We start from the raw sequence: 22610 nt of genomic DNA, 5'->3' as shown, positions 1-22610 counted from the left end.
CCCTTACCTATCTGTATGAAGAAGGATATTCCTAATTTAGATTGAAAAATAATAATAAAGAATATGATTTGAAAGTGGGAGCTATATGTTAAGGAATGAATTAATTTCAGAAATATCAAATAGAATCTTAAGTTTAAAACTACCCCATCCTATTAGAGTAGGTGTTAGTGGTATAACAGCATCTGGCAAGACCACACTTGCCAATGAACTTATGGAAGAACTTCGGGTTAGAAAGATGGATGTGGTTAGGACAAGCATAGATAATTTCCATAATCCGAGAGTGGTACGATATAGACAAGGTAAGGAATCAGCAATTGGTTATTACGAGGATGCCCACGATTACAATTCATTTAAGCAGAAACTTTTAATTCCTTTAGGGCCAGGGGGAAACCTTCATTATCAAACAATTTCTTTAGATTTAGTCAAAGATGAATTTGTAAGTACAGAATCAAAAGTAGCTAAAAGAGATTCGATTTTTATTATTGATGGTACTTTCCTTTTCAAAAAGGATCTAAGCAATCTATATGATTATAAAATTTTTGTTAATACAGACTTTGAGTTAGCAAGAAAAAGAGGGGCTAAAAGAGAAGAAGAGAATTTTGGCAGCTATGAAAAAGCTGAAGAAATGTTTCTTAATAGGTATCACGCTGCTTCTAAACTGTATTTAGAGCAACATTTACCTCAACTAAAAGCCGATGTAGTCATTAATAATGATGATTTAGATAATCCATATTTTGTTTAAAAGAAATTTCTTATTCAACTAACTGATGCGTTAGCCATCCATGAAGCTCAAAAATCGGAGCTTCACAACAGTGAATGAAAATGGATTGGCGTTGTCTAAACTGATATTGACCTTAATCCAGTCAACCGTAATCACTAGGCTATTTAGTTAAGCTCTCCTCTTTTTTTTAATGATTGAGCAGGGTTTTCTTAAGTATTGTCATTTTTCTATTTTTGAAGTTTTTTATTTTCATGGTAGTTGTATAACGGTTCTAAATTAAAATTCATTATTAAATTCATTTTCCTTATGTTTAAAAGGTTTCTTATTTTCCCTAATAGAAAAACGTTCTTTGAAAAGGTTGTGCCGGTAAAATTCGCTAGAAAAAGTGTGAGGCAGATACCTTAGATTATAGCTCGTACCTGCCTTCTTTTTACTTAATATGATTCACCTATCTACAGTTTTCTCCAAAGTTGCCCACAAACCTCTCCAGTAGGCCCATGCCTGAAGATACCCCTCTAAATCATGTGGATGATAGTAAATACAACAGGCAATACGTCTATACAGAACCAGCAGCACCTCCCTGTGCAAACCTGCGGTATCGGCTGGATGCCAGTCCTTTAGCATTGCTGCAGCCGGCTGGATCGTATCCAGATCCAAATCGTCAGGGGTTGAACAGAATGCATAGACCAAATCATAGATCAACTCGTCTTTCGCCACAGTTGGATCAATAACTCCGGTCAGACGCCCCTCATCAAACAGAAAGTTATGTAAGCCGAAATCACCGTGCAGTAGATAAGAAGTCCTTCCATTTTTAATCTCTACCGCCTGCCTACTCAGTTCAACCACAAACTGGAAGTCCTCTTCTCCGAGATGCTTACCAATGACATCACGTACCCATTCAAAATCACTAATAGAACAAGATAGTCTCGCAGAGGGCTCTGGTGCTGAACCCTCAGGTACTTGCACATAGTGATTCAACACATTCTCCACTAGCGTACACATCCAATCCTTTTTTTTCACCTGCCGATCATCCGTTACACCTGGTATATAGCTATAAATCATAAACCGGTTAGACCGATCAACATAATGTAGCGTGGGAAACAACGCAACTGTTTCATAGGTCTTTAGAAATGCCACCTCTGCCTGGATATTCTCAGGCTTGTTCATTTTCACCACGAAGTGCGGTAATTTCGAGTCAGCATATCTGACGGACACAAGGGTGCTCACGGTTCCGCCTGTTAAAGGACGATACTCAAATGGAACCGGAACCAGCTCTCTGGACCGGATCTCCGCTAAAACCTCTTTTATTGTAATATCCATGTAAACCACCTTTCGAACTAACTCATTCAGCTAACGTACTTATATTATACTATCCTGCCATATTCATATCTTCGTACCCCAAGTAAATTAATTGTTTAATTGCATTTTATCACTAAACTGCCATTTAGTTGAAGATCAAGAACTGCTAATACAGTTCTTTTTTTATTGAAGTTACCGCGGACCATTAGTTGCAAGTTAGATTGCGAGCAAAAAATTGGTCCTGTTTTACAGTTCCTTTATCATGAAGGGGTTTGACATGTATTCGTTAATTGAGATTGATTATTTGAACAAGAAACTTCAATTGCTTATTCAACATAATGGCAGTGTAGTTTAAAAAGAAAACGATTTATTGGAATTAAATGGAATAAATAGTTAGTGTAACTACCATGGGAGTACGATATAAACTTCCATTCACTGTTGTGAATCTGAGGATTCATGGATGGCTAACGCTCTGCTCGCTTACATAAGGATTGAATTAGAATGAAAGAATGTAAAAAATTATTTAAGGGGAGTTAAACTTGAAAAAATCGATTTATATTATTTCTTTATCATTATCACTAACACTTGTTGGCTGTGGCTTACAAAACGTTTCTAAGGAAAACCAAATACCTGTGTCTGGAAAAATCATTGTTGATAATAATGAGTACGAAATGAAGGTAGGACGTTATAATTGGGAAGGAGAAAATACTAAAATAAAGCGAGTCGAAAATTTTTCGCCAATAAAAATAGCTAAGGGCTTTGAAACCTTAAAATTAGAAAAGAACGAGAAAATTAAACTCGTTATTGAAGATAATCCTGACTTAACTGTTTACCTATGGAGTGATGACGGGAAATCTAAAGGAGTTAATTTAAAGCAAAATTACATCACTGTTCCGTCAAAGAGTGGTTACTTCATTTACGAAGTGGTCGGAAAATGGTTGGATGGAGAAGCCTCTTATATTTTTGATGTAGAAATTAAATAAGATTCAAATAGTCTGGTTCTTGTGCAACTAACTAATGCTTTAGTTGCATAAGAAAAAGCAAAAACCACATTTTGTGGTCTTATTTTGTTAAAAAATCAACAACTACTATAACAGATCCTCGATTTATAGAACTTTATTAATACCCTTTTATTAGAAAACCAAAAAGGCTGTCGATTTTTCGACAGCCTGGAATCTGAATCAGTTTCGGTTCAGATTTTATTATTTATTAAAATGCTTGATGATCGCTTCAACAATTCGTCGAGATGCTTCTCCATCTCCGTATGGGTTTGAAGCTTTTGCCATTTTTGCGTGAGCTTCTTCATTTGATAGTAATTCGTCAGCTAGTGAGAAGATAACTTCTTCATCTGTACCTGCAAGTTTTAATGTACCTGCTTCAATGCCTTCTGGGCGTTCAGTTGTGTCGCGTAATACTAATACAGGTACCCCTAATGAAGGTGCTTCTTCTTGAACACCACCAGAATCAGTAAGGATTAAGTGAGATCTAGAAGCGAAGTTATGGAAGTCAATAACATCTAGTGGTTCGATTAAGTGAATACGTTTGTCATCGCCTAAAATTTCATTTGCAATCTCACGAACGACTGGATTCATGTGAACAGGGTAAACAACTTGAATATCATTATGTTTTTCTACTAGTCGTTTAATCGCTTTAAACATATTGCGCATTGGTTCACCTAAGTTTTCACGACGGTGAGCTGTCATTAATACTAATCTGTCATTTCCAACCGTTTCAAGTACTGGGTGTGTGTACTCATCTTTAACAGTTGTTTTTAATGCGTCAATCGCTGTATTTCCTGTAATGAAAATTGTTTCTTCTTTTTTATTTTCTGTTATTAAGTTTTGTGCAGATTTAGTAGTTGGTGCAAAATGTAAATCAGCCATTACACCAGTTAATTGACGATTCATTTCTTCTGGGTAAGGAGAGTACTTATCCCATGTACGTAAGCCAGCTTCAACATGGCCAATTGCAATTTGGTTATAAAAAGCTGCAAGGCTTGCAATAAACGTAGTCGTTGTGTCACCGTGTACTAAAACGATATCAGGCTTAACATCTTGCATAATTTTATTTAAACCTTCTAAGCCACGAGTTGTTACGTCAATTAATGTTTGACGGTCTTTCATTATATTTAAATCATAGTCAGGTGTAATTTCAAATATTTCTAATACTTGATCAAGCATTTGTCTATGTTGTGCAGTAACTGTAACAATTGATTCAATTTGCTCTGGGTATTTTGCTAATTCAAGAACAAGTGGAGCCATCTTAATAGCCTCTGGTCTTGTCCCAAAAATTGTCATTACTTTAACTGTCATTTTTAAAAAACTCCTTTGAATGTAATAATCTATTCCAATTATTAATAATATATTACTTTTATATGTTTACCTAGTATTTACTAAATTTAAATTTTAAGTATAAATGAGATAATCTTGTTCTAACATTTTTTCAACTGATAATCTAAGTGCCTCAACTAGATTTGTATCATGAATATTGATGCTAATGCAAGTACCATCAGCAATGGAATAATCATACCCTAATAACGTTTGTGTATCATCATTGTTTATAGATCGAAGTATTGCATAATCCATACCATGTATGTTGCTGAAATCTTCTATTACTTTTTCAATCGTTAAACTCGATTTAGTTTCTAGATCTTCTTCATTAGGAATTCCATCAGAAGTCGTATTTATAGTAAGAATAAACTTTTTCACACTAAATTCGACCATTGTTTCTAACAACGTATTGATTGCCGATACATTAGTTTGATCATTTTTAATAGTATGTTCAGGTGATTCCCCTACTAAACTAGTAGAAGCGACATGCAATACAGCATCAATCGATTTTTCTGAAAAAATTTCTTGTAATAATTCACGATCCTCAAAATTTCCTTCTATAAATCGAGCTCGAAAATCAACCGCTACCCGATTTCCCGTCGATAAATTATCCAAAACAAGTACTTCAAAACTTTGATCTAATAATTCCTTTACAATCTGGCTACCAATATAGCCTGCCCCACCCACTACTAGTATCATTTTTCTCCTCTTTTCTACATATGTCGATCATTTTCCAGGAAATATTCCAACTTTTTTCTTCATTATTATTGTTATCAAACAGTAGGATTCATTATTTCCTCTCTTGGACTTTCTTTCACCACGGGATGAATGGAGAGCTTCGCGGCATTTCAATGATCTTGTTAATGATTTTTTTACTTTATAAAAAAATACGTTCATACTTGAACGTATTCTGGTTAATTTTTCATATAATCGCGTTCTACTATTTCACTCATTAATTTTAATAAATCTATGCGGAGTTCTTCATTCTTTAAAGCTATTTCGATTGTCGTTTTAATAAATCCAAATTTGTCTCCAACATCATATCGCTTTCCTTCAAACTCATATGCAAATACACGTTGTATTTTATTTAAAGATTGAATCGCATCAGTTAATTGAATTTCATTATTCGCACCACGTTTTTGCTCATCTAGAAACATAAAAATTTCTGGCGTTAATATATAGCGACCCAATATCGCTAAATTAGAAGGAGCAGTACCAATTTCTGGTTTCTCTACAAAATCAGTTACTCCGTATCTTCTTCCTTCACTTGAGAATGGCGCAATGATCCCGTATCGATTCGTTTCATCTTCAGGCACCTTTTGTACACCGATTACAGAAGAATATGTCGCTTCATATTCATCCATTAATTGACGTAAACCTGGTTTTCCATTTTCGTTTTGAACGATATCGTCACCTAATAATACAGCAAAAGGCTCATCGCCAATGAACTTCCTTGCACACCAAACAGCGTGTCCAAGTCCTAATGGTTCTTTTTGTCTTATATAGTGAATAGCTACTTGAGAAGGCGCTTGCACTTCTTTTAAAATATCAAACTTATTCTTTTCGATTAAATTTTTTTCCAATTCATAAGCATGATCGAAATGATCTTCAATCGCTCGTTTTCCTTTTCCTGTTACAATAATAATATCCTCTATTCCTGATTCAATTGCCTCTTCAACTATGTATTGAATTGTAGGTTTATCAACAATAGGGAGCATTTCCTTTGGTAATGCTTTCGTAGCAGGTAAAAAACGCGTTCCTAAACCTGCAGCTGGAATAATTGCTTTTCTAACTTTTTTCATTGTTACCTCCTGGCATTTTTAAAATTAGAATTTTAATTATTAAGAGATAAAAAGAACGTTAAAATTGAGTATTTTAGGAAATTCAAATTCAATCTATTTTTCTAAAATAATATATAACATTATAACACCTTTTAATTCACAAGTTAATTCTTGATAAAGAATTTTATTACAAATGTTCTAAATTTAATATAATTTACATTTTGATAAACTTCTGTAAATAAGGCCTTATTACATAGATTTCATTTAACCAGTCAGTGACATTTGAAATAATTGCTTGAAGATACCTTTTAATAGAAAAAAAGACTCTCCTTTTAAAATTTTAAGGACAGTCTCCACCATTCTTGTATTGTAATAGATAATTTTTTAATAGTTTAACACTCACGATTTATTTTTTAGTATTAAAATCCAATCGATTATCAGTAATAATTTGTTCCCACCACCATTTATTATCTACATACCATTTTATCGTTTGACGAATACCCGTCTCAAAATTGTATTTTGGTTGCCATCCTAATTGCTCTAGTTTCGTTGCATCAATGGCGTATCGCTTGTCGTGGCCAAGACGATCTGTCACAAATTCAATTAATTCCTCGGATTTGCCTAATGTACTAATAATCGCTTTAACAACTTCTAAATTCGTTTTTTCATTATGCCCGCCGACATTGTATACTTCTCCATTAATCCCTTTGTGTAAAACTAAATCGATTGCTGCACAATGATCATATACATGTAACCAGTCACGAATATTCTCACCGGTTCCATAAACAGGAATCTTTTGATCCGTTAAAACACTCGAAATAGTTAAAGGAATTAACTTCTCCGGGAAGTGATATGGTCCGTAGTTATTTGAGCAGCGAGTGATATTCATTGGAAATCCGAACGTTTCATAATACGCCCGAACTAATAAATCAGAGGATGCTTTACTTGCTGAGTATGGACTATTCGGTTTTAATGGTGTTTCTTCTGTAAAGAATGTAGTAGGATCAAAATCTAGCTCGCCGTACACTTCATCTGTCGATACATGGACAAATTTCTTAATGTTTATCGCTTTTGACGCGTCTAGCAATACTTGAGTTCCTAATACATTTGTTTTGACGAATATTTCTGGTTCTGCTATTGAGCGATCCACATGACTTTCTGCTGCAAAATGAACGACATAGTCGAATTTTTCTTTCTTAAATAACGCCATGATGTCTTCACGATTTGAAATATCAACTTTTACAAAGTGATAATTTTCATTGCTTTCGATATGTTTATGCTTTGTTAAATCACCTGCATAAGTTAATAAGTCTAGATTGTAAATAATATAAGAAGGGTATTTATTTAGCATATATTGAACAAAGTTGCCACCAATAAATCCGGCACCGCCTGTAACCGCTACTTTCATTTTATTACTGTACCTCGTCTCTAGTTTGAATTGAACTCAAATTTAGTTGAACTAAATATCTAGCTAATGCGTCCTGCCACGTAGGTAGTGGGGTAAATCCATTTTCAACTAGCTTTTGTTTCGATAATCTCGAATTCTTTGGTCGGACTGCCCGAGTAGGATATTCTTCAGTTGAAATCGAATTGATTAAAATTTTACGATTGGTTTGATTAAAAATTTCGTACGCAAATTCTGCCCAACTAGTAAAGCCTTCATTCGTCGCATGATATATTCCATATTTGTTCGTTTTGATTATCTCTACTATTAATCTAGCTAAATCAACCGTATAAGTTGGTGAGCCAATTTGATCTCCTACTATATTTAACTCATTTCTAGATTCTGATAGTTTTAGCATTGTTTTAATAAAGTTATTTCCATTGATACCGAATACCCATGAAACTCGCACGATGAAATACTGTTCAATTAAAGATTGAACAACTTTTTCACCTTCATTCTTTGTTAAACCATAATAGCCGATTGGATCTGGTTGATCATCCTCATTAAACGGATTTTCACCATTCCCATTAAATACATAGTCCGTACTAACATAAACGAATTTTGCATTTTGCTTTTTGGCAGCTTCAACTAAATACCTCGTTCCTTCTACATTCACATTCCAGCAATTCTCTTTGTCATCTTCGGCCTTGTCTACCGCTGTGTAGGCAGCACAATGAATAATTGCATCTGGTTTATATGAATCTATTAAAGAAAACACAGAGTCTCTCTTAGTAATATCAAGCTCATTTCGACCGCAGCCTTTAACAGTTAAACCATGTCGCTCACATTCTTGAACAACATCGTAGCCTAGCTGCCCACCGTAACCAGTTACTAAAATCTTCATTTTATTACTCCTTATAAATAAAATTATTTTCAGCATCTTTTAATAGCGGTGCAGCTTCGTCTTTTGCTGATAATAATGGAGAAATATCGATTGGCCATTTCACCTTTATTTGTGGATCATTCCAATGAATCCCCCTATCACATTCAGGTGAATATAGCTCATCTACTTTATACTGGACTTCCACATCATCTGTTAACGTCATAAAACCATGAGCAAATCCTTTTGGAATGAATAACTGTTTTTTATTATCTGCACTTAGTTCAATCCCAAACCATTTTCCGTAAGTCGGACTCCCTTTCCGAATATCGACCGCTACATCAAAAATCGAACCCCTTGTACAACGCACTAATTTCGTTTGTGCTTTAGGAGATAATTGATAATGCAAGCCACGCAAAGTCCCCTTCATTGCAGAAAATGATTGATTATCTTGAACAAATGTCAAACCCATTCCAAAATCCTTCATTTTAGAATCATTATATGTTTCCATAAACCAACCGCGGTGATCACCAAAAACAGTCGGTTCAATCACTACAATTCCTTTTATAAAAGTTTCTGTTATGTTCATTAATAATGACCCCTCAAGCTTTACTTAATATTTGATCTCGCCATTAGCGACTTTACGTAAATATTTCCCATAACTTGTTTTAGTAAGCGATTCGCTTAAACGTAATAATTGCTCTTTATCGATCCAACCATTTATATATGCAACTTCTTCTGGAGCAGAAATTTTTATTCCTTGATGCTCTTCAATTGTTTTTACAAAATTCGTTGCCGAAACTAAGCTTTCATGTGTTCCAGTATCTAACCACGTATAACCACGACCTAATAGCTCCACTTCTAATTCACCTAAATTTAAATAAGCTTCATTTATAGAAGTAATCTCTAATTCTCCACGACTTGATGGCTTTACATTCTTAGCAATTTCAACGACACGATTATCATAAAAATACAATCCAGTAACAGCATAATTTGATTTTGGTGTTACTGGCTTTTCTTCAATACTTAAAACTTTACCAGTCTCATCAAATTCAACAACACCAAATCGCTCTGGATCCTGTACATGATAACCGAACACAGTTGCTCCGTTTTCTTTAACCGCTGCTTTCTTCAACATACTACGCAAACCGCTTCCGTAATAAATATTGTCACCTAATATCATCGCAACAGAATCGTTTCCAATAAATTCTTCACCAATCATAAATGCTTGAGCCAAACCATCTGGACTAGGCTGTACTTTATATTTCAAAGAAATGCCAAACTGAGAACCATCACCTAACAATGCCTCAAAGCGAGGTAAATCCTCTGGAGTCGATATAATTAAAATCTCTCTAATACCAGCAAGCATTAAAGTAGATAATGGATAGTAAATCATTGGTTTATCATACACAGGTAATAGCTGCTTACTAGTCACCATTGTTAATGGATAAAGTCGCGTACCGCTGCCACCTGCAAGTATAATGCCTTTTATTGTTAAGACCTCCTAAATATGTTTAATCTTGATTTTAGGAATATATATATTATTATGATGACAAGTAAGGGGATGTGTAGGTTAAATTCTTAAGTGGTTGGAATGTGTTGAGGATTGAGGCGAAGTATGAGTGGAAGCCTAGAGATGAATTAGGACATAAAAAAATAACCACCGTTTAAAAGTTTATCTTTTAACAGTGGTTATGAAATATAACTTATTTTGTTTCCAAAGGTAATTCTAAATGCTGACGAAGATCATTTGATATAGTATCTTGTTCTTCTTTCGATACAATTACATACCAGATTCCATCAATTTTCTTACTTTCACCTTTAACTTGGGTTTCAGTAATATTCTTCGCAGCCACACGATAATCTTTCTGAATTGAAATCATATCGCTTAAATTGATATTCGTCACAATATTTTTTTGAACGGCTTGTAACATGGATTGATAGTTAGTTAAAGAGGAGATCGATGCTCCTTTTTTCACAACCGCTTCAAGAACTTGTCTTTGTCGAAGCTGACGTCCGAAGTCACCTCGTGTGTCTAATTTACGCATACGAGAAAATACTAAAGCTTCGTCACCATCTAGATGGATATTTCCTTTTGCGAAGTGAATACCTCCATCAGTAAAGTCTAAGTCATTATTCACATCAACTCCACCTACTGCATCAACGATATCTTTAAAACCTTCCATATTCACTTCAAGATAATAATCAATTGGAATGTTCAAGAAATTTTCTACTGTATCAACGGACATTTGGATTCCACCAAACGCATATGCATGGTTAATTTTATCTACTTTCCCTTTACCAACGATTTCTGTTCTTGTATCACGCGGAATACTAACCATTTTTGTAGTATTTGTATTCGGATTAACTGTTAACACAATCATTGTATCCGAACGCCCTTTATCACCAGGTCGGTGGTCAACACCTAATAGTAAAATAGAAAAAGGTTCTTTCTTTTCAACACTTACTTCTTCTTTTCGTTTATCTGTTTTCTTTATGTCTTTATAGATTGCGTCAGATGTTTTATTTACGTTATGGTAAATTGAATATGCATAACCGCCTATGCCTAAGCCAATTACAACTAATAGACTAACTAGTATTAATAGTAATTTTTTTGTTGTGGACATTTTTTTAGTATTGCGTTTTTCTGATCTGGACAAGATTATTCTCCTTTAATTAGGAATTTAATTTGTAAAATTTAGCATTACTAATTTCTATCTTACTTGATTGAACAACTTTTTGCATTTTTTTTAAAAGTTGTTTCATAAAATTCTAATAATAAACAACAACAAGACTTCATATACTAAAGTCTTGTTAAGTTTCGTTCACAATTTATTATTTCTTAAATCCATTCGGATTATTTTGATGCCAATTCCAAGCCGTTTTAATTATTTGCTCTAAAGAAAATTTTGTCTCCCAGCCTAATTCATCATAGATTTTTTGCGATGAAGCAATTAGTTGAGCCGGATCACCTTCGCGACGGTCAGTAAAGATTATATTTGCATTTTTTTCTGCGATTCGTTCACATGTTTGTATAATCTCTTTTACAGAAAATCCTTTTCCATTCCCTAAATTGTATGTCTTATTAAGGTCCCCATTTTCTAGTAAGCTTGCTAGTGCTAAAATATGTGCTGATGCCAAGTCTGTAATATGAATGTAATCACGTATACATGTACCATCTGGAGTTGAATAGTCACTTCCAAATACGCTGATTGATTCACGTTGACCAAGTAAATGCTGTAGTACAAGTGGAATTAAGTGTGTTTCAGGTGTGTGATCCTCACCAATTAATCCCGTTTCATGTGCTCCAGCAGCATTAAAGTAACGTAGTACAACATAACCTAAACCATATGCTTTATGGAAATCAGCTAGTATTTTTTCAATCATTAATTTAGATTGCCCATATGGATTGATGGGATTTGTAACTGTTTCTTCTGTAATGATATCAACTTCAGGAATACCATATGTTGCTGCAGTAGAAGAAAAAATAAATTTCTTCACATTGTACTTCATCATATTTTCTAATAATGCTAGTGTTGCCCCAACATTGTTTTGATAATATTTTAATGGATTAGTGACTGATTCTCCTACTAAGCTATAAGCAGCAAAATGCATTACGGCATCAATTTTATAAGTAGAAAAAATATGCTCTAAAACAGTTGTATCACCTAAATCACCTTCAACAAAGATTGCTCGCTCATCTACTGCATCTCGGTGACCAGTTGTTAGATTATCTAATACAACTACTTCATAATTTTGCTCGACTAGTTCCTTAACTGTATGACTACCTATGTATCCCGCTCCACCAACAACTAGAATCATGATAACCTCTCCTTTTTTAGTTTCTTCTATTATATAATCTAATCATCTTCCCTAATTTCAAGTCAAAATAATAAAAAAGCACAGGATCTTCTTTTAAGATTCACCTGTGCATCAATTCTTTTATTTGTCAAAACGACTTAATAAATCTTTTTTAATAGTTTCTAATTTTTCACTGCTATTTTCTAAAGAATTTCCTTTTACGCCGAAATAGAATTTAATTTTCGGCTCAGTACCTGATGGTCGTAATGCGCACCATGATTCATCAGATAAAATGTATTTTAGAACATTTGATTTTGGCAGATTAATTTCAACTGTAGTACCATTTTCAAGATTTGTTTTAGTACTTTCCTTATAGTCTTCAATTACTGATACTCCAAGACCAGCAAATTCTTTCGGTGGGTTCATACGAAACTCATTCATCATTTGTTGAATTTGCTCAGCTCCATCTTTCCCCTTCAATGTCATAGAAACCAAGTCTTCTTTAAAGAAACCATACTTTTCAAAGATTTCTAGTAACCCATCATATAATGTTTTACCTTGAGACTTATAGTATGCAGATACTTCACAAGCTAAAATAACAGATTGAACTGCATCTTTATCACGTACAAAATCACGAATTAGATAACCATAGCTTTCTTCATAGCCAAATTGGAACTTGTACTCACCTGATTGTTCATATTCTTTAATTTTCTCACCAATAAACTTAAACCCTGTAAGTGTATCAATCGTCTCAATGCCATAGTTTTGTGCAATCACTCTTCCAATTTCAGATGTAACGATTGTTTTTAAAACTACACCATTTTCAGGTAAATTTCCAAGTGATTTCTTTTGAGATATTAAATACTCAAGCATTAACGCACCGGTTTGGTTACCTGTTAAAATAATAAACTCACCTTCAGAGTTGCGCACAGCAACACCTAAACGGTCTGCATCCGGATCAGTTGTAATTAATACATCTGCATTTACTTGCTCACCATATTGAATACTTAATTCAAACGCCACATGTTCTTCTGGATTCGGAGATTTTACAGTTGTAAAGTTTGTATCTGGAAGCTCCTGTTCTTTAACTACAGTAACATTCGAATAACCTAACATACTTAATCCATTACGTACAGGAATATTAGATGTCCCGTGTAATGGTGAGAAGACAATATTTAAATCCTTCGCATGCTTTTCTACAATTTCAGCATTTACAACTACTGTTTTTAACTCTTTTAAATAAGCTGAGTCTACTTTTTCACCGATTATTTCCAGTAAACCATTAGTTAGTAGATCTTCTTTTGAAGCTACTTCTACTGATAATTCATCTTCAACCTGATCTACGAAGCTAATTAATTCATCTGCTTCTGCAGGAGGTAATTGACCACCATCAGGACCATATACTTTGTATCCGTTGTATTCAGGTGGATTATGACTTGCAGTAAGGACGATTCCACTGAAAGCACCTAAATAACGAACCGCAAAAGATAAGACTGGAGTTGGACGTAAGCTTTCGAATACATATGTTTTGATACCATGTGCTCCAAGAGTTGTTGCAGCTTCCATTGCAAATTCAGGAGATTTGTGGCGAGAGTCGTAAGCAATTACTACACCTTGAATTTTTGCTTCTTCACCTTGGTTCTCGATGAAGCGTGCTAGTCCTTCTGATGCTTTTCGTACTGTGTAAATGTTAAGACGGTTTGTTCCTGCGCCAAGTTCTCCTCGCATTCCGCCTGTTCCGAATTCTAGGTTTTTGTAGAAGCTTTCTTCTATTAGTTTTTCGTTTGATTTCATTTGTTCTAGTTGTGCTTTTAATTCAACATCTAGTAGTGAATGATCATGCCATTTTTTGAATTGATTTTTATAATACATCTGTAATTACCCCTTAATTTTATAAAAAAAAAATCAATTGCCAATTTATTAATAAACCGACAATTGATTTTTTTATATTTTAGGTTTAATGATTCTACCTATTTATTGACAAGATAACAAATGAATATTGTATTTCTAATTATTTACTTCCGTATTGTTTTTCAAAATATTGCTTGTATTCGCCTGAGATAATCGTTTCCCACCATTCCTTGTTATCTAAATACCATTGAACAGTTTGTGCAACACCAGTATCAAAATTATATGTTGGTTTCCATCCTAGTTTTTCTAACTTAGTTGGATCGATAGCATATCGTTTATCATGACCTAAACGATCTTGTACAAACTCAATTAAGTCTTCAGATTTGCCTAATGTAGAAATGATTGTTTTAACAACCTCTAAGTTAGTACGTTCGTTATGTCCACCTACATTATATACTTCACCATTTTCACCTTCATGCAATACTAAATCAATCGCAGAGCAGTGATCAATTACATGTAACCAGTCACGAATATTTTCACCAGTACCATAAACAGGAACTTTTTGTTCATTTAAAACTCGTGAAATTGTTAATGGAATTAACTTTTCTGGGAAGTGATATGGTCCATAGTTATTTGAACAACGAGTGATATTCATTGGTAACTTGAACGTTTCATGATATGCACGAACTAATAAATCAGATGATGCTTTACTGGCTGAGTACGGACTATTTGGTTGTAATGGCGTATCTTCTGTGAAGAATGTCGTTGGATCAAAATCTAATTCACCATATACTTCATCAGTTGAAACGTGAACAAATTTCTTAACATTAATCGCTTTTGAAGCCTCTAATAAAACTTGAGTTCCTAAAACATTTGTTTTTACAAAAATTTCAGGCTCAGTGATTGAACGGTCAACATGGCTTTCTGCTGCAAAATGCACGACATAATCAAATTTTTCCTTATTAAATAATTCATCAATCTCTTCACGATTCGAAATATCAACTTTTACAAATTGATAGTTTTCATTGTTTTCGATTTCTTTATGTTTTGTTAAATCACCTGCATATGTTAAAACATCTAGATTGAAAATATCATATGAAGGATATTTATTTACCATAAACTGAACAAAGTTCCCACCGATGAACCCGGCACCACCTGTAACAGCTACTTTCATTTTACTCACCTGACTTCACCTCTTGGTTTAATTGTACTAAATATCTGCTTAATGCATCTTGCCATGAAGGTAATGGTTTAAATCCATTCTCCACTAGCTTTTGTTTTGATAGTCTAGAATTTTTTGGTCGAACTGCACGAGTTGGATAATCTTCAGTTGAGATTGAATGTACTAACACATCTTTTCCCGCCTGTTTGAATATTTCTTTCGCAAATTCTGACCAACTAGTGAACCCTTCATTTGTGGCATGATATATTCCGTATTTATCTGACTGTACTAAAACTACTAAAAGCTTGGCTAAATCAAATGTATATGTTGGTGAACCTATTTGGTCTCCTACTACATTTAATTCGTTTCTAGTTTCTGATAAACGTAGCATTGTTTTAATAAAGTTATTACCATTAATTCCGAACACCCAAGAAATACGAACAATAAAATATTTTTCAATTAACGATTGGACAGCTTTTTCACCTTCATACTTTGTTAGGCCGTAATAACCGATTGGATTTGCTTGATCATCTTCATTAAACGGCATTTCACCTTTGCCTTCAAATACATAATCCGTACTAATATAAACGAATTTTGCATTGCGTTTCTTTGCCGCTTCAACTAAATATTTAGTACCCTCAACATTTACATTCCAGCAATTCTCCCTGTCATCCTCAGCTTTATCAACAGCCGTGTAGGCAGCACAGTGAATAATTGCATCAGGTTTAAATGAATCTACTAAAGAAAAAACAGCTTCTTTCTCTGTAATATCAAGTTCATTACGTCCGACACCTTTTACATCCAAGCCATGAATTTCGCATTCACGGACAACATCATAGCCTAACTGTCCACTATAACCTGTTACTAAAATTTTCATTTAATTACTCCCCGTAAGTAAAGTTATTTTCAGCATCCTTTAATAATGGTGCAGCTTCGTCTTTTCCTGATAATACAGGCGTAACATCCATTGGCCATTCCACATTAATTTCAGGGTCATTCCATCGAATTCCTCTGTCACATTCTGGCGCATAAAGCTCGTCTACTTTATATTGCACTTCTACGTCATCTGTTAATGTCATAAAACCATGCGCAAACCCTTTTGGTACTAATAATTGCTTTTTATTTTCAGCAGTAAGTTCGATTCCAAACCATTTTCCAAAAGTAGGACTACCTTTACGAATATCAACAGCAACATCAAAAATAGAACCACGTGTACAGCGAACTAATTTAGTTTGTGCTTTTGGGGCTAATTGATAATGTAATCCACGTAAAGTATCTTTTGTTGCAGAAAAAGAATGATTATCTTGAACAAATTGTAATTTTTGTCCAAATTCTTTCATTTTTGATTCACTATATGTTTCCATAAACCAACCACGATGATCACCAAAAACAGCTGGTTCAATAACTAAGACACCTTCTAAAAAAGTTTCAGTAATTTTCATTATAAAATCACACCTCGAAACGTATTATTAATATTTAATCTCGCCATTTGCAACTTTTAGTAAATATTTACCGTAGCTCGTTTTGCTTAAAAGCTCACTTGATTCAATCAGCTTTGCTTTATTAATCCATCCATTAATATAAGCAATTTCTTCCGGAGCTGAGATTTTAATTCCTTGATGCTCTTCAACCGTTTTAACAAAGTTCGTAGCAGAAACTAAACTCTCATGAGTCCCAGTATCTAACCAAGTATAACCACGACCTAAAAGTTCAACATCTAATTCGCCCATATTTAAGTAAGCTTCATTAACTGTAGTAATTTCTAATTCTCCACGATGCGATGGTTTTACATTTTTCGCAATTTCCACAACTCGGTTATCATAAAAATACAATCCAGTAATCGCATAGTTTGATTTCGGAACAGCAGGCTTTTCTTCGACGCTTAATACTTTTCCGCTTTCGTCAAATTCTACAACACCAAATCGTTCAGGATCCTGAACATGATAGCCAAATACTGTCGCACCTTTTTCTTTAGACGCTGCATTTTTCAATATGTTACGCATTCCACTACCGTAATAAATATTGTCACCTAAAATCATTGCAACTGAATCGCTTCCAATGAACTCTTCACCAATAATAAATGCTTGTGCTAATCCATCTGGACTAGGCTGAACTTTATATTGTAAAGAAATTCCAAACTGAGAACCGTCACCTAATAAAGCCTCAAATCGAGGTAAATCCTCTGGAGTTGATATAATTAAAATCTCTCTAATACCAGCCAGCATTAAAGTAGATAATGGGTAATAAATCATTGGTTTATCATATACAGGCAAAAGCTGTTTACTTGTAACCATTGTTAATGGATAAAGGCGGGTACCACTACCTCCTGCAAGAATAATTCCCTTCATTTTTAAGTCCCCCTGAAACTTTTTGTAAGTTAATTTGTTATAAATTAAGTAAGTAAAAGGATTAGGTAAAATTTTTTTATCACGTAATCCAATACAATATTGTTCTTTATACCTTCTACCAATTTCATATAAAGTAATTATTAAAAACTATCGTTATTAAAAAGTTTAATTCCACGCGATTTATTCATAAAAAGATATAAGTAATCATATTACACTTATAATATTAAATGCGTCGTACTCTGGTCAGTTCACATTTTGAAATAAAAGAAACACTGTTAAGAAATTACATTAACAGTGTTTCTTCTAAATTTCATTTTAATGTACCTTATATAATACTTTGTTTCTATAGTTAATTCCAAATGCTGACGTAAGTCCTTAGAAATATAATTTTGTTCTTCTTCCGATACAATTACATACCAGATTCCATCAATTTTCTTACTTTCACCAGTAACTTGTGTCTCTGAAATACTTTTCGTAGCCTCACGATAGTCTTTTTGAATCGAAATCATATCTTCTAAACTTATATTCGTCACTACATTTTTTTGAATCGCTTGTAAAATGGATTGATAGTTTGTTAAAGATGAGAAAGTAGCTCCTTTTTTAATTACCTCTTCAATTATTTGCCTTTGTCGAAGCTCACGTCCAAAGTCACCTCGTGGGTCAATTTACGCATACGAGAATACTTTTATGCATCGACACCATTTAAATGATGTGATCCTTTCTTAAAATGTACTCCTTCATTAATAAAATCTAAGTCATTTACGACATCAACTTCACCAACAGCTTCTAAAATATCTTAAACCCTTCCATATTTACCTCAAGAAAATAGTCAATTGGAATATTCAAGAAGTTTTCGACTGTATCGACTGACATTTGGATCCCACCAAACCCATATGCATGGTTAATTTTATCTTGTTTACCTTTTCCAACAATTTCAGTTCTTGTATTGCGTGGAATACTTACCATTTTTGTTGTATTTGTATTCGGATTAACCGTCAACACAATCATTGAATCCGAACGACCTTTATCACCAGGTCGATGGTCAACACCTAATAGTAAAATTGAAAAAGGTTCTTTCTTTTCAACACTTACTTCTTCTTTTCGTTTTTCTGTTTTCTTTATGTCTTTATAAATTGCGCCTGATGTCTTATTTACATTATGGTAAATTGAATACGCATAACTATCTATTCCTAAACCAATGACAACTAATACACTAACAGGATTAATAGTACTTTTTTTGCTATGGACACTTTTTTAGTAGAGTGTTTTTCTTTTCTAGACAAAATAATTCTCCTTCAATTATGAACTTAATTTTCAAATATAAAAAATCAGAATTACTTACATTCTATCTTACTTGATAAAATATCCATTTGCATTTTTTTGTAAGATAATTATTTAATAACTTGAATAAAGAAATTAGCAGGACCTCTTCTTAATGAGGACCTGCTAATTTCCGTTCATAATTTATTATCTCTTAAATTCATTCGGATTATTTTGATGCCAATTCCAGGCTGTTTTATTATCTGATCTAAAGAATATTTCGTCTCCCAGCCTAACTCTTCATATATTTTTTGTGATGAAGCGATTAGTTGAGCTGGGTCACCATCACGACGATTAGTTATGATAACATTTGCATTTTTTTCTGTAATTCGTTCACATGTTTCAATAATCTCTTTTACAGAAAATTCTTTTCCATTACCTAAATTGTATGTTTTATGAAGATTTCCAGTTTCTAGTAAGCTTGCTAGAGCTAAAATATGCGCTGATGCTAGTTCCGTATTATGGATATAATCGCGAATACAAGTACCATCTGGAGTTGGGTAATCACTTCCAAATACACTAGTTGAGATACGTTGACCTTGTAAATGATGTAATACTAACGGAATTAAGTGTGTTTCAGGATTGTGATCATCTCCAATTAATCCCATTTCATGTGCTCCTGCTGCATTAAAGTAACGTAATACAACATAAGCTAAGCCATATACTTTGTAGAAGTCATCAAGTATTTTTTCAATCATTAACTTTGATTAGCCATATGGATTGATTGGATTTGTCACCGTTTCTTCTTTAATAATATCTACCTCAAGAATACCGTATGTTGTTGCAGTAGAAGAGAAAATAAATTTCTTACATCATACTTCATCATGTTTTCTAATAAAGTTAATGTCGCACCAACATTATTTTGGTAAGAACAGAAATTGATAAAAGTATAACGAGTAAATTTAATTTTCGAAGAATTTTTGTCTCCCTTACTGACTTCATTCAAATATATTTACAATTACTATACTACTGCAATAATAAGAACTAAAACAATGTAAAATTTGTGCCCTTCGTATTTTTTAATTTACTCAGTTATTCACTACCTACCGTTAAAGCTCGGTATCTAAACGAAGCATTATCTGAAAAAATATATTTTGAACATTTGATTTTGGTGAGTGTATTTCATTTTTAGAGCCATCCGCTAGAATTCAATCTCTACTAAACAAATCCCTTGTGTAAACCTTTTCTTCTACGTCTTGTAAATTTCCTGACAATCGATTAGCCACAATCACATCTGATAACATCTTAAATTCATCTAAGTCATTAATTATTTTAGAATTAAAGAATTTCTCCTCGTGAAGAGTTGGCTCATATACAACAACTTCAACACCTTTAGCTTTAATACGCTTCATAACACCTTGTATGGCTGACTGTCTAAAGTTATCTGATTCCATTTTCATGGTAAGTCTATAGATACCTACAACCTTAGGATTCCTTTTTATAATCATATCAGCAATATGATCTTTTCTTGTTCGATTTGCATCAACAATTGCTGTCATTATATTATTAGGAACATCATCATAATTAGCTAATAACTGTTTCGTATCTTTAGGTAAGCAGTAGCCTCCATACCCAAAGGAAGGATTATTATAGTGATTTCCTATTCTAGGATCGAGTCCAACACCATCAATAATTTGCTTAGTATCTAAGCCCCTTACCTCTGCATATGAGTCTAGTTCATTAAAAAAGGCAACTCTCATCGCAAGGTAAGTGTTAGCAAATAATTTAATTGCCTCAGCTTCTGTAGAATTCGTAAACAAAACATCTATATTTTCTTTTAAAGCACCTTCTACAAGTAACTCAGCAAATACTCTAGCTCTATCAGATTGTTCACCAACAACAATTCTTGTAGGATACAAGTTATCATATAGCGCTTTTCCTTCTCTTAAAAACTCCGGTGAGAATATAATATTATCTGTTTCAAACTTCTCCCTTATTTTCTCTGTATAACCTACAGGGATCGTTGATTTAATCACCATTATAGCTTCTGGATTAATAGATAATACATTGGCAATAACAGCTTCAACAGATCTGGTATTAAAATAGTTCTTTTCTGGATCATAGTTCGTTGGTGTCGAAATGATGACATAATCAGCATCTTTGTAAGCTAGATAATTATCGGTTGTCGCCGTTAAATTTAGCTCTTTTGTCGCTAAAAAATCTTCAATTTCATTATCAATTATAGGAGATCTTTTATTATTAATCATAGCTACTTTTTCTTGAATAATATCAACAGCTATTACTTCATGATGTTGGGCTAGTAGGATTGCATTTGATAATCCAACATAACCTGTTCCTGCGATTGTAATTTTCATGTTTTCTCCCCCAAACAATATTTAGGCATTATATAATTTGATTTCATATAGATGAGTAAAATTAATTCTGTTTTAAGAATATGTACACAGATTTCTACCCCACATACTCTTTCAGCCCCTAATAAAATAATTCAAAAGAACAGTCTTTTAAACTATTTTATTAAAGTTAAAATTTAGACTGAGATTGGATATTTTCCCATTGTCATTAGTGATATAATATACAAGCTATGAATGTATATTCTTCGCAATAATTACACTTGCAATATATTTTTAAACAGTACGAAACGTCCCATTTTTCGCCATGGGACGAGTGACTGTATTTTTACTTTCACACTACGCTACTTAGCCATTTTTTAAGTAGCTCTTGATTACTATAAAATAATTTACAATAACAATCTATGTCCACTTTTTAATCTAACTCATTAACTTCACATTTATATATATCATAAAGCTATATTAGCGTAAGGAAAATTATAAATCTTTATCAAAAAATACTTTTCCTAAAATTAAAAATTTCAGCCTATCAGACTAAATTTATGTGAATTGCATAATCATTTTATCAACTGATATGAAATATAGGGAACCATAGAAATTGACATCTACTTTGACAATATCTAATGAAAAAAAATTCAGATACAGTGTAATTATGAGTGTTTAATCTTGCCCACTTTTTTAAAAAGATACTTATTTATTTTTATTTATTAATAATGTATCATAACGGTTTTAATTTATATCTCCTATTTTATTAGTTACGCCATTCAATATTTTCCCTAATCTTTTTCGCTGGGTTTCCAGCAATAATAATTTTTTCGTCATTGAATTTTTTACTTACCAATGATGAAGCACCAACAATGGTGCCATGTGAAATTCTGCTGCCTTTTAATATTGTTGAGTTAGCTGATATCCATACCTTATCACCAATAACAATAGATTCATCAGAATTAATTCTAGTATTGTTGTTTGCATCAAATATTTTATGAAAATCTGTATCCATTATTAATACATTCCATGAAATCAAATTATCATTTCCAAAAGCTATTTCTTTTGAACAAATAATATTAGATTCTGCAGTCACAGTAAAGTTATCCCCTATTATTAAATTTCCATTTTTATTACAATTAATTTTTGTACCGTGTCCAATAAAAGCACGACCTTTAAATACTATTTTTCCATAGATTATTACTATTGATTTAGATTTCCTTTTATCAAAAATCCCTACATCTCCTACACCAATTTTTATCATAAAAGGTCTTAACCACTCACTATTTATTTTGAGACAGCCCTTTTTACATTTTATTCTTGTATTATAGGTAATAAAAATTGGTAGTTTGAGCGCTTCATTAAATGGTAAAATTCGAAAATTTATATATATTGATTTAATGATCGAAAAAAATAGAATTATTAATTTAGGCAAAACT

The 22610-nt window shown here is 33.1% G+C and carries 19 protein-coding genes and 2 pseudogenes; 2 read left to right on the top strand and 19 right to left on the bottom strand.

What is annotated here, in order from left to right; translation table 11 throughout:
• The first annotated feature begins 85 nt into the window (after positions 1-85).
• On the top strand, positions 86-742 hold the full coding sequence (locus tag COC46_RS02080; protein WP_098808117.1) for a nucleoside/nucleotide kinase family protein: 657 nt from the start codon (positions 86-88) through the stop codon (positions 740-742).
• A gap of 423 nt (positions 743-1165) precedes the next feature.
• Here COC46_RS02080 and COC46_RS02075 read toward each other — a convergent pair whose 3' ends face one another.
• On the bottom strand, positions 1166-2041 hold the full coding sequence (locus COC46_RS02075) for a phosphotransferase (RefSeq protein ID WP_098808116.1): 876 nt from the start codon (positions 2039-2041) through the stop codon (positions 1166-1168).
• Between the two features lie 518 nt (positions 2042-2559).
• On the opposite strand from COC46_RS02075, the gene COC46_RS02070 reads away from it, so the two are divergent.
• Positions 2560-3003 carry a hypothetical protein gene (locus COC46_RS02070; protein WP_098808115.1) on the top strand — a complete coding sequence of 148 codons (444 nt, stop codon included), beginning with the start codon at positions 2560-2562 and terminating at the stop codon, positions 3001-3003.
• Positions 3004-3222: 219 nt separating this feature from the next.
• Here COC46_RS02070 and wecB read toward each other — a convergent pair whose 3' ends face one another.
• The 18 genes and pseudogenes from wecB to COC46_RS01980 all read right to left on the bottom strand — a co-directional run bounded on the left by wecB (position 3223) and on the right by COC46_RS01980 (position 22606).
• On the bottom strand, positions 3223-4332 hold the full coding sequence (gene wecB, locus COC46_RS02065) for a non-hydrolyzing UDP-N-acetylglucosamine 2-epimerase (RefSeq protein WP_098808114.1): 1110 nt from the start codon (positions 4330-4332) through the stop codon (positions 3223-3225).
• A 93-nt stretch (positions 4333-4425) separates the two neighbouring features.
• Positions 4426-5049, bottom strand: coding sequence for an NAD-dependent epimerase/dehydratase family protein (locus tag COC46_RS02060; RefSeq protein ID WP_098808113.1), 624 nt, complete (start codon positions 5047-5049; stop codon positions 4426-4428).
• 215 nt (positions 5050-5264) lie between these two features.
• The gene (gene galU / locus COC46_RS02055; RefSeq protein WP_098808112.1) at positions 5265-6152 is read right to left on the bottom strand and encodes a UTP--glucose-1-phosphate uridylyltransferase GalU; all 888 of its coding nucleotides are present in this window, start codon (positions 6150-6152) and stop codon (positions 5265-5267) included.
• A 385-nt stretch (positions 6153-6537) separates the two neighbouring features.
• Positions 6538-7539, bottom strand: coding sequence for a dTDP-glucose 4,6-dehydratase (rfbB, locus tag COC46_RS02050; protein ID WP_098808111.1), 1002 nt, complete (start codon positions 7537-7539; stop codon positions 6538-6540).
• 4 nt (positions 7540-7543) lie between these two features.
• Entirely contained in the window at positions 7544-8419 is an 876-nt protein-coding gene (gene rfbD, locus COC46_RS02045; protein WP_098808110.1) for a dTDP-4-dehydrorhamnose reductase, read from the bottom strand.
• A 4-nt stretch (positions 8420-8423) separates the two neighbouring features.
• The gene (rfbC, locus tag COC46_RS02040; protein ID WP_098808109.1) at positions 8424-8984 is read right to left on the bottom strand and encodes a dTDP-4-dehydrorhamnose 3,5-epimerase; all 561 of its coding nucleotides are present in this window, start codon (positions 8982-8984) and stop codon (positions 8424-8426) included.
• A 24-nt stretch (positions 8985-9008) separates the two neighbouring features.
• A complete protein-coding gene (gene rfbA, locus COC46_RS02035; RefSeq protein WP_098808108.1) occupies positions 9009-9887 on the bottom strand; it encodes a glucose-1-phosphate thymidylyltransferase RfbA in 879 nt (292 codons plus the stop codon).
• A gap of 214 nt (positions 9888-10101) precedes the next feature.
• Positions 10102-11022: a polyisoprenyl-teichoic acid--peptidoglycan teichoic acid transferase TagU gene (tagU, locus tag COC46_RS02030; protein WP_098808122.1), complete on the bottom strand. Its 921-nt coding sequence runs from the start codon at positions 11020-11022 to the stop codon at positions 10102-10104.
• 208 nt (positions 11023-11230) lie between these two features.
• Positions 11231-12217, bottom strand: coding sequence for a UDP-glucose 4-epimerase GalE (gene galE / locus COC46_RS02025; RefSeq protein WP_098808107.1), 987 nt, complete (start codon positions 12215-12217; stop codon positions 11231-11233).
• A 120-nt stretch (positions 12218-12337) separates the two neighbouring features.
• On the bottom strand, positions 12338-14068 hold the full coding sequence (locus tag COC46_RS02020) for a phospho-sugar mutase (protein WP_098808106.1): 1731 nt from the start codon (positions 14066-14068) through the stop codon (positions 12338-12340).
• Between the two features lie 139 nt (positions 14069-14207).
• On the bottom strand, positions 14208-15230 hold the full coding sequence (rfbB, locus tag COC46_RS02015) for a dTDP-glucose 4,6-dehydratase (protein WP_098808105.1): 1023 nt from the start codon (positions 15228-15230) through the stop codon (positions 14208-14210).
• On the bottom strand, positions 15223-16086 hold the full coding sequence (gene rfbD / locus COC46_RS02010) for a dTDP-4-dehydrorhamnose reductase (protein ID WP_098808104.1): 864 nt from the start codon (positions 16084-16086) through the stop codon (positions 15223-15225). Before rfbD (COC46_RS02010) ends, rfbB (COC46_RS02015) begins: the two co-directional genes overlap by 8 nt.
• A gap of 4 nt (positions 16087-16090) precedes the next feature.
• Positions 16091-16651: a dTDP-4-dehydrorhamnose 3,5-epimerase gene (rfbC, locus tag COC46_RS02005; RefSeq protein WP_098808103.1), complete on the bottom strand. Its 561-nt coding sequence runs from the start codon at positions 16649-16651 to the stop codon at positions 16091-16093.
• A gap of 27 nt (positions 16652-16678) precedes the next feature.
• Positions 16679-17557, bottom strand: coding sequence for a glucose-1-phosphate thymidylyltransferase RfbA (gene rfbA / locus COC46_RS02000; RefSeq protein ID WP_098808102.1), 879 nt, complete (start codon positions 17555-17557; stop codon positions 16679-16681).
• Between the two features lie 275 nt (positions 17558-17832).
• Positions 17833-18784 (bottom strand): annotated as a pseudogene (locus tag COC46_RS01995) (LCP family glycopolymer transferase).
• A gap of 240 nt (positions 18785-19024) precedes the next feature.
• A pseudogene (gene galE, locus COC46_RS01990) lies at positions 19025-19745 on the bottom strand (UDP-glucose 4-epimerase GalE); the annotation flags it as partial.
• Positions 19746-20025: 280 nt separating this feature from the next.
• Positions 20026-21192 carry a nucleotide sugar dehydrogenase gene (locus tag COC46_RS01985; protein ID WP_098808101.1) on the bottom strand — a complete coding sequence of 389 codons (1167 nt, stop codon included), beginning with the start codon at positions 21190-21192 and terminating at the stop codon, positions 20026-20028.
• 745 nt (positions 21193-21937) lie between these two features.
• Positions 21938-22606 carry an acyltransferase gene (locus tag COC46_RS01980; RefSeq protein ID WP_098808100.1) on the bottom strand — a complete coding sequence of 223 codons (669 nt, stop codon included), beginning with the start codon at positions 22604-22606 and terminating at the stop codon, positions 21938-21940.
• Positions 22607-22610: the final 4 nt, after the last annotated feature.

The organism is Bacillus sp. AFS041924 (assembly GCF_002577195.1).
Taxonomy (GTDB): domain Bacteria; phylum Bacillota; class Bacilli; order Bacillales; family Bacillaceae_G; genus Gottfriedia.
The sequence above is the reverse complement of the archived record's forward strand: the minus strand, read 5'-3'. Positions and strand labels throughout refer to the sequence as shown.

What these genes read in the sequence shown, in the direction of transcription:
- COC46_RS02080 (WP_098808117.1), top strand. Translation starts at nt 86, where the DNA reads ATGTTAAGGAATGAATTAATTTCAGAAATATCAAATAGAATCTTAAGT.
- COC46_RS02075 (WP_098808116.1), bottom strand. Translation starts at nt 2,041, where the DNA reads ATGGATATTACAATAAAAGAGGTTTTAGCGGAGATCCGGTCCAGAGAG.
- wecB (WP_098808114.1), bottom strand. Translation starts at nt 4,332, where the DNA reads ATGACAGTTAAAGTAATGACAATTTTTGGGACAAGACCAGAGGCTATT.
- COC46_RS02060 (WP_098808113.1), bottom strand. Translation starts at nt 5,049, where the DNA reads ATGATACTAGTAGTGGGTGGGGCAGGCTATATTGGTAGCCAGATTGTA.
- galU (WP_098808112.1), bottom strand. Translation starts at nt 6,152, where the DNA reads ATGAAAAAAGTTAGAAAAGCAATTATTCCAGCTGCAGGTTTAGGAACG.
- rfbB (WP_098808111.1), bottom strand. Translation starts at nt 7,539, where the DNA reads ATGAAAGTAGCGGTTACAGGCGGTGCCGGATTTATTGGTGGCAACTTT.
- rfbD (WP_098808110.1), bottom strand. Translation starts at nt 8,419, where the DNA reads ATGAAGATTTTAGTAACTGGTTACGGTGGGCAGCTAGGCTACGATGTT.
- rfbC (WP_098808109.1), bottom strand. Translation starts at nt 8,984, where the DNA reads ATGAACATAACAGAAACTTTTATAAAAGGAATTGTAGTGATTGAACCG.
- tagU (WP_098808122.1), bottom strand. Translation starts at nt 11,022, where the DNA reads ATGTCCACAACAAAAAAATTACTATTAATACTAGTTAGTCTATTAGTT.
- galE (WP_098808107.1), bottom strand. Translation starts at nt 12,217, where the DNA reads ATGATTCTAGTTGTTGGTGGAGCGGGATACATAGGTAGTCATACAGTT.
- COC46_RS02020 (WP_098808106.1), bottom strand. Translation starts at nt 14,068, where the DNA reads ATGTATTATAAAAATCAATTCAAAAAATGGCATGATCATTCACTACTA.
- rfbD (WP_098808104.1), bottom strand. Translation starts at nt 16,086, where the DNA reads ATGAAAATTTTAGTAACAGGTTATAGTGGACAGTTAGGCTATGATGTT.
- rfbC (WP_098808103.1), bottom strand. Translation starts at nt 16,651, where the DNA reads ATGAAAATTACTGAAACTTTTTTAGAAGGTGTCTTAGTTATTGAACCA.
- rfbA (WP_098808102.1), bottom strand. Translation starts at nt 17,557, where the DNA reads ATGAAGGGAATTATTCTTGCAGGAGGTAGTGGTACCCGCCTTTATCCA.
- COC46_RS01985 (WP_098808101.1), bottom strand. Translation starts at nt 21,192, where the DNA reads ATGAAAATTACAATCGCAGGAACAGGTTATGTTGGATTATCAAATGCA.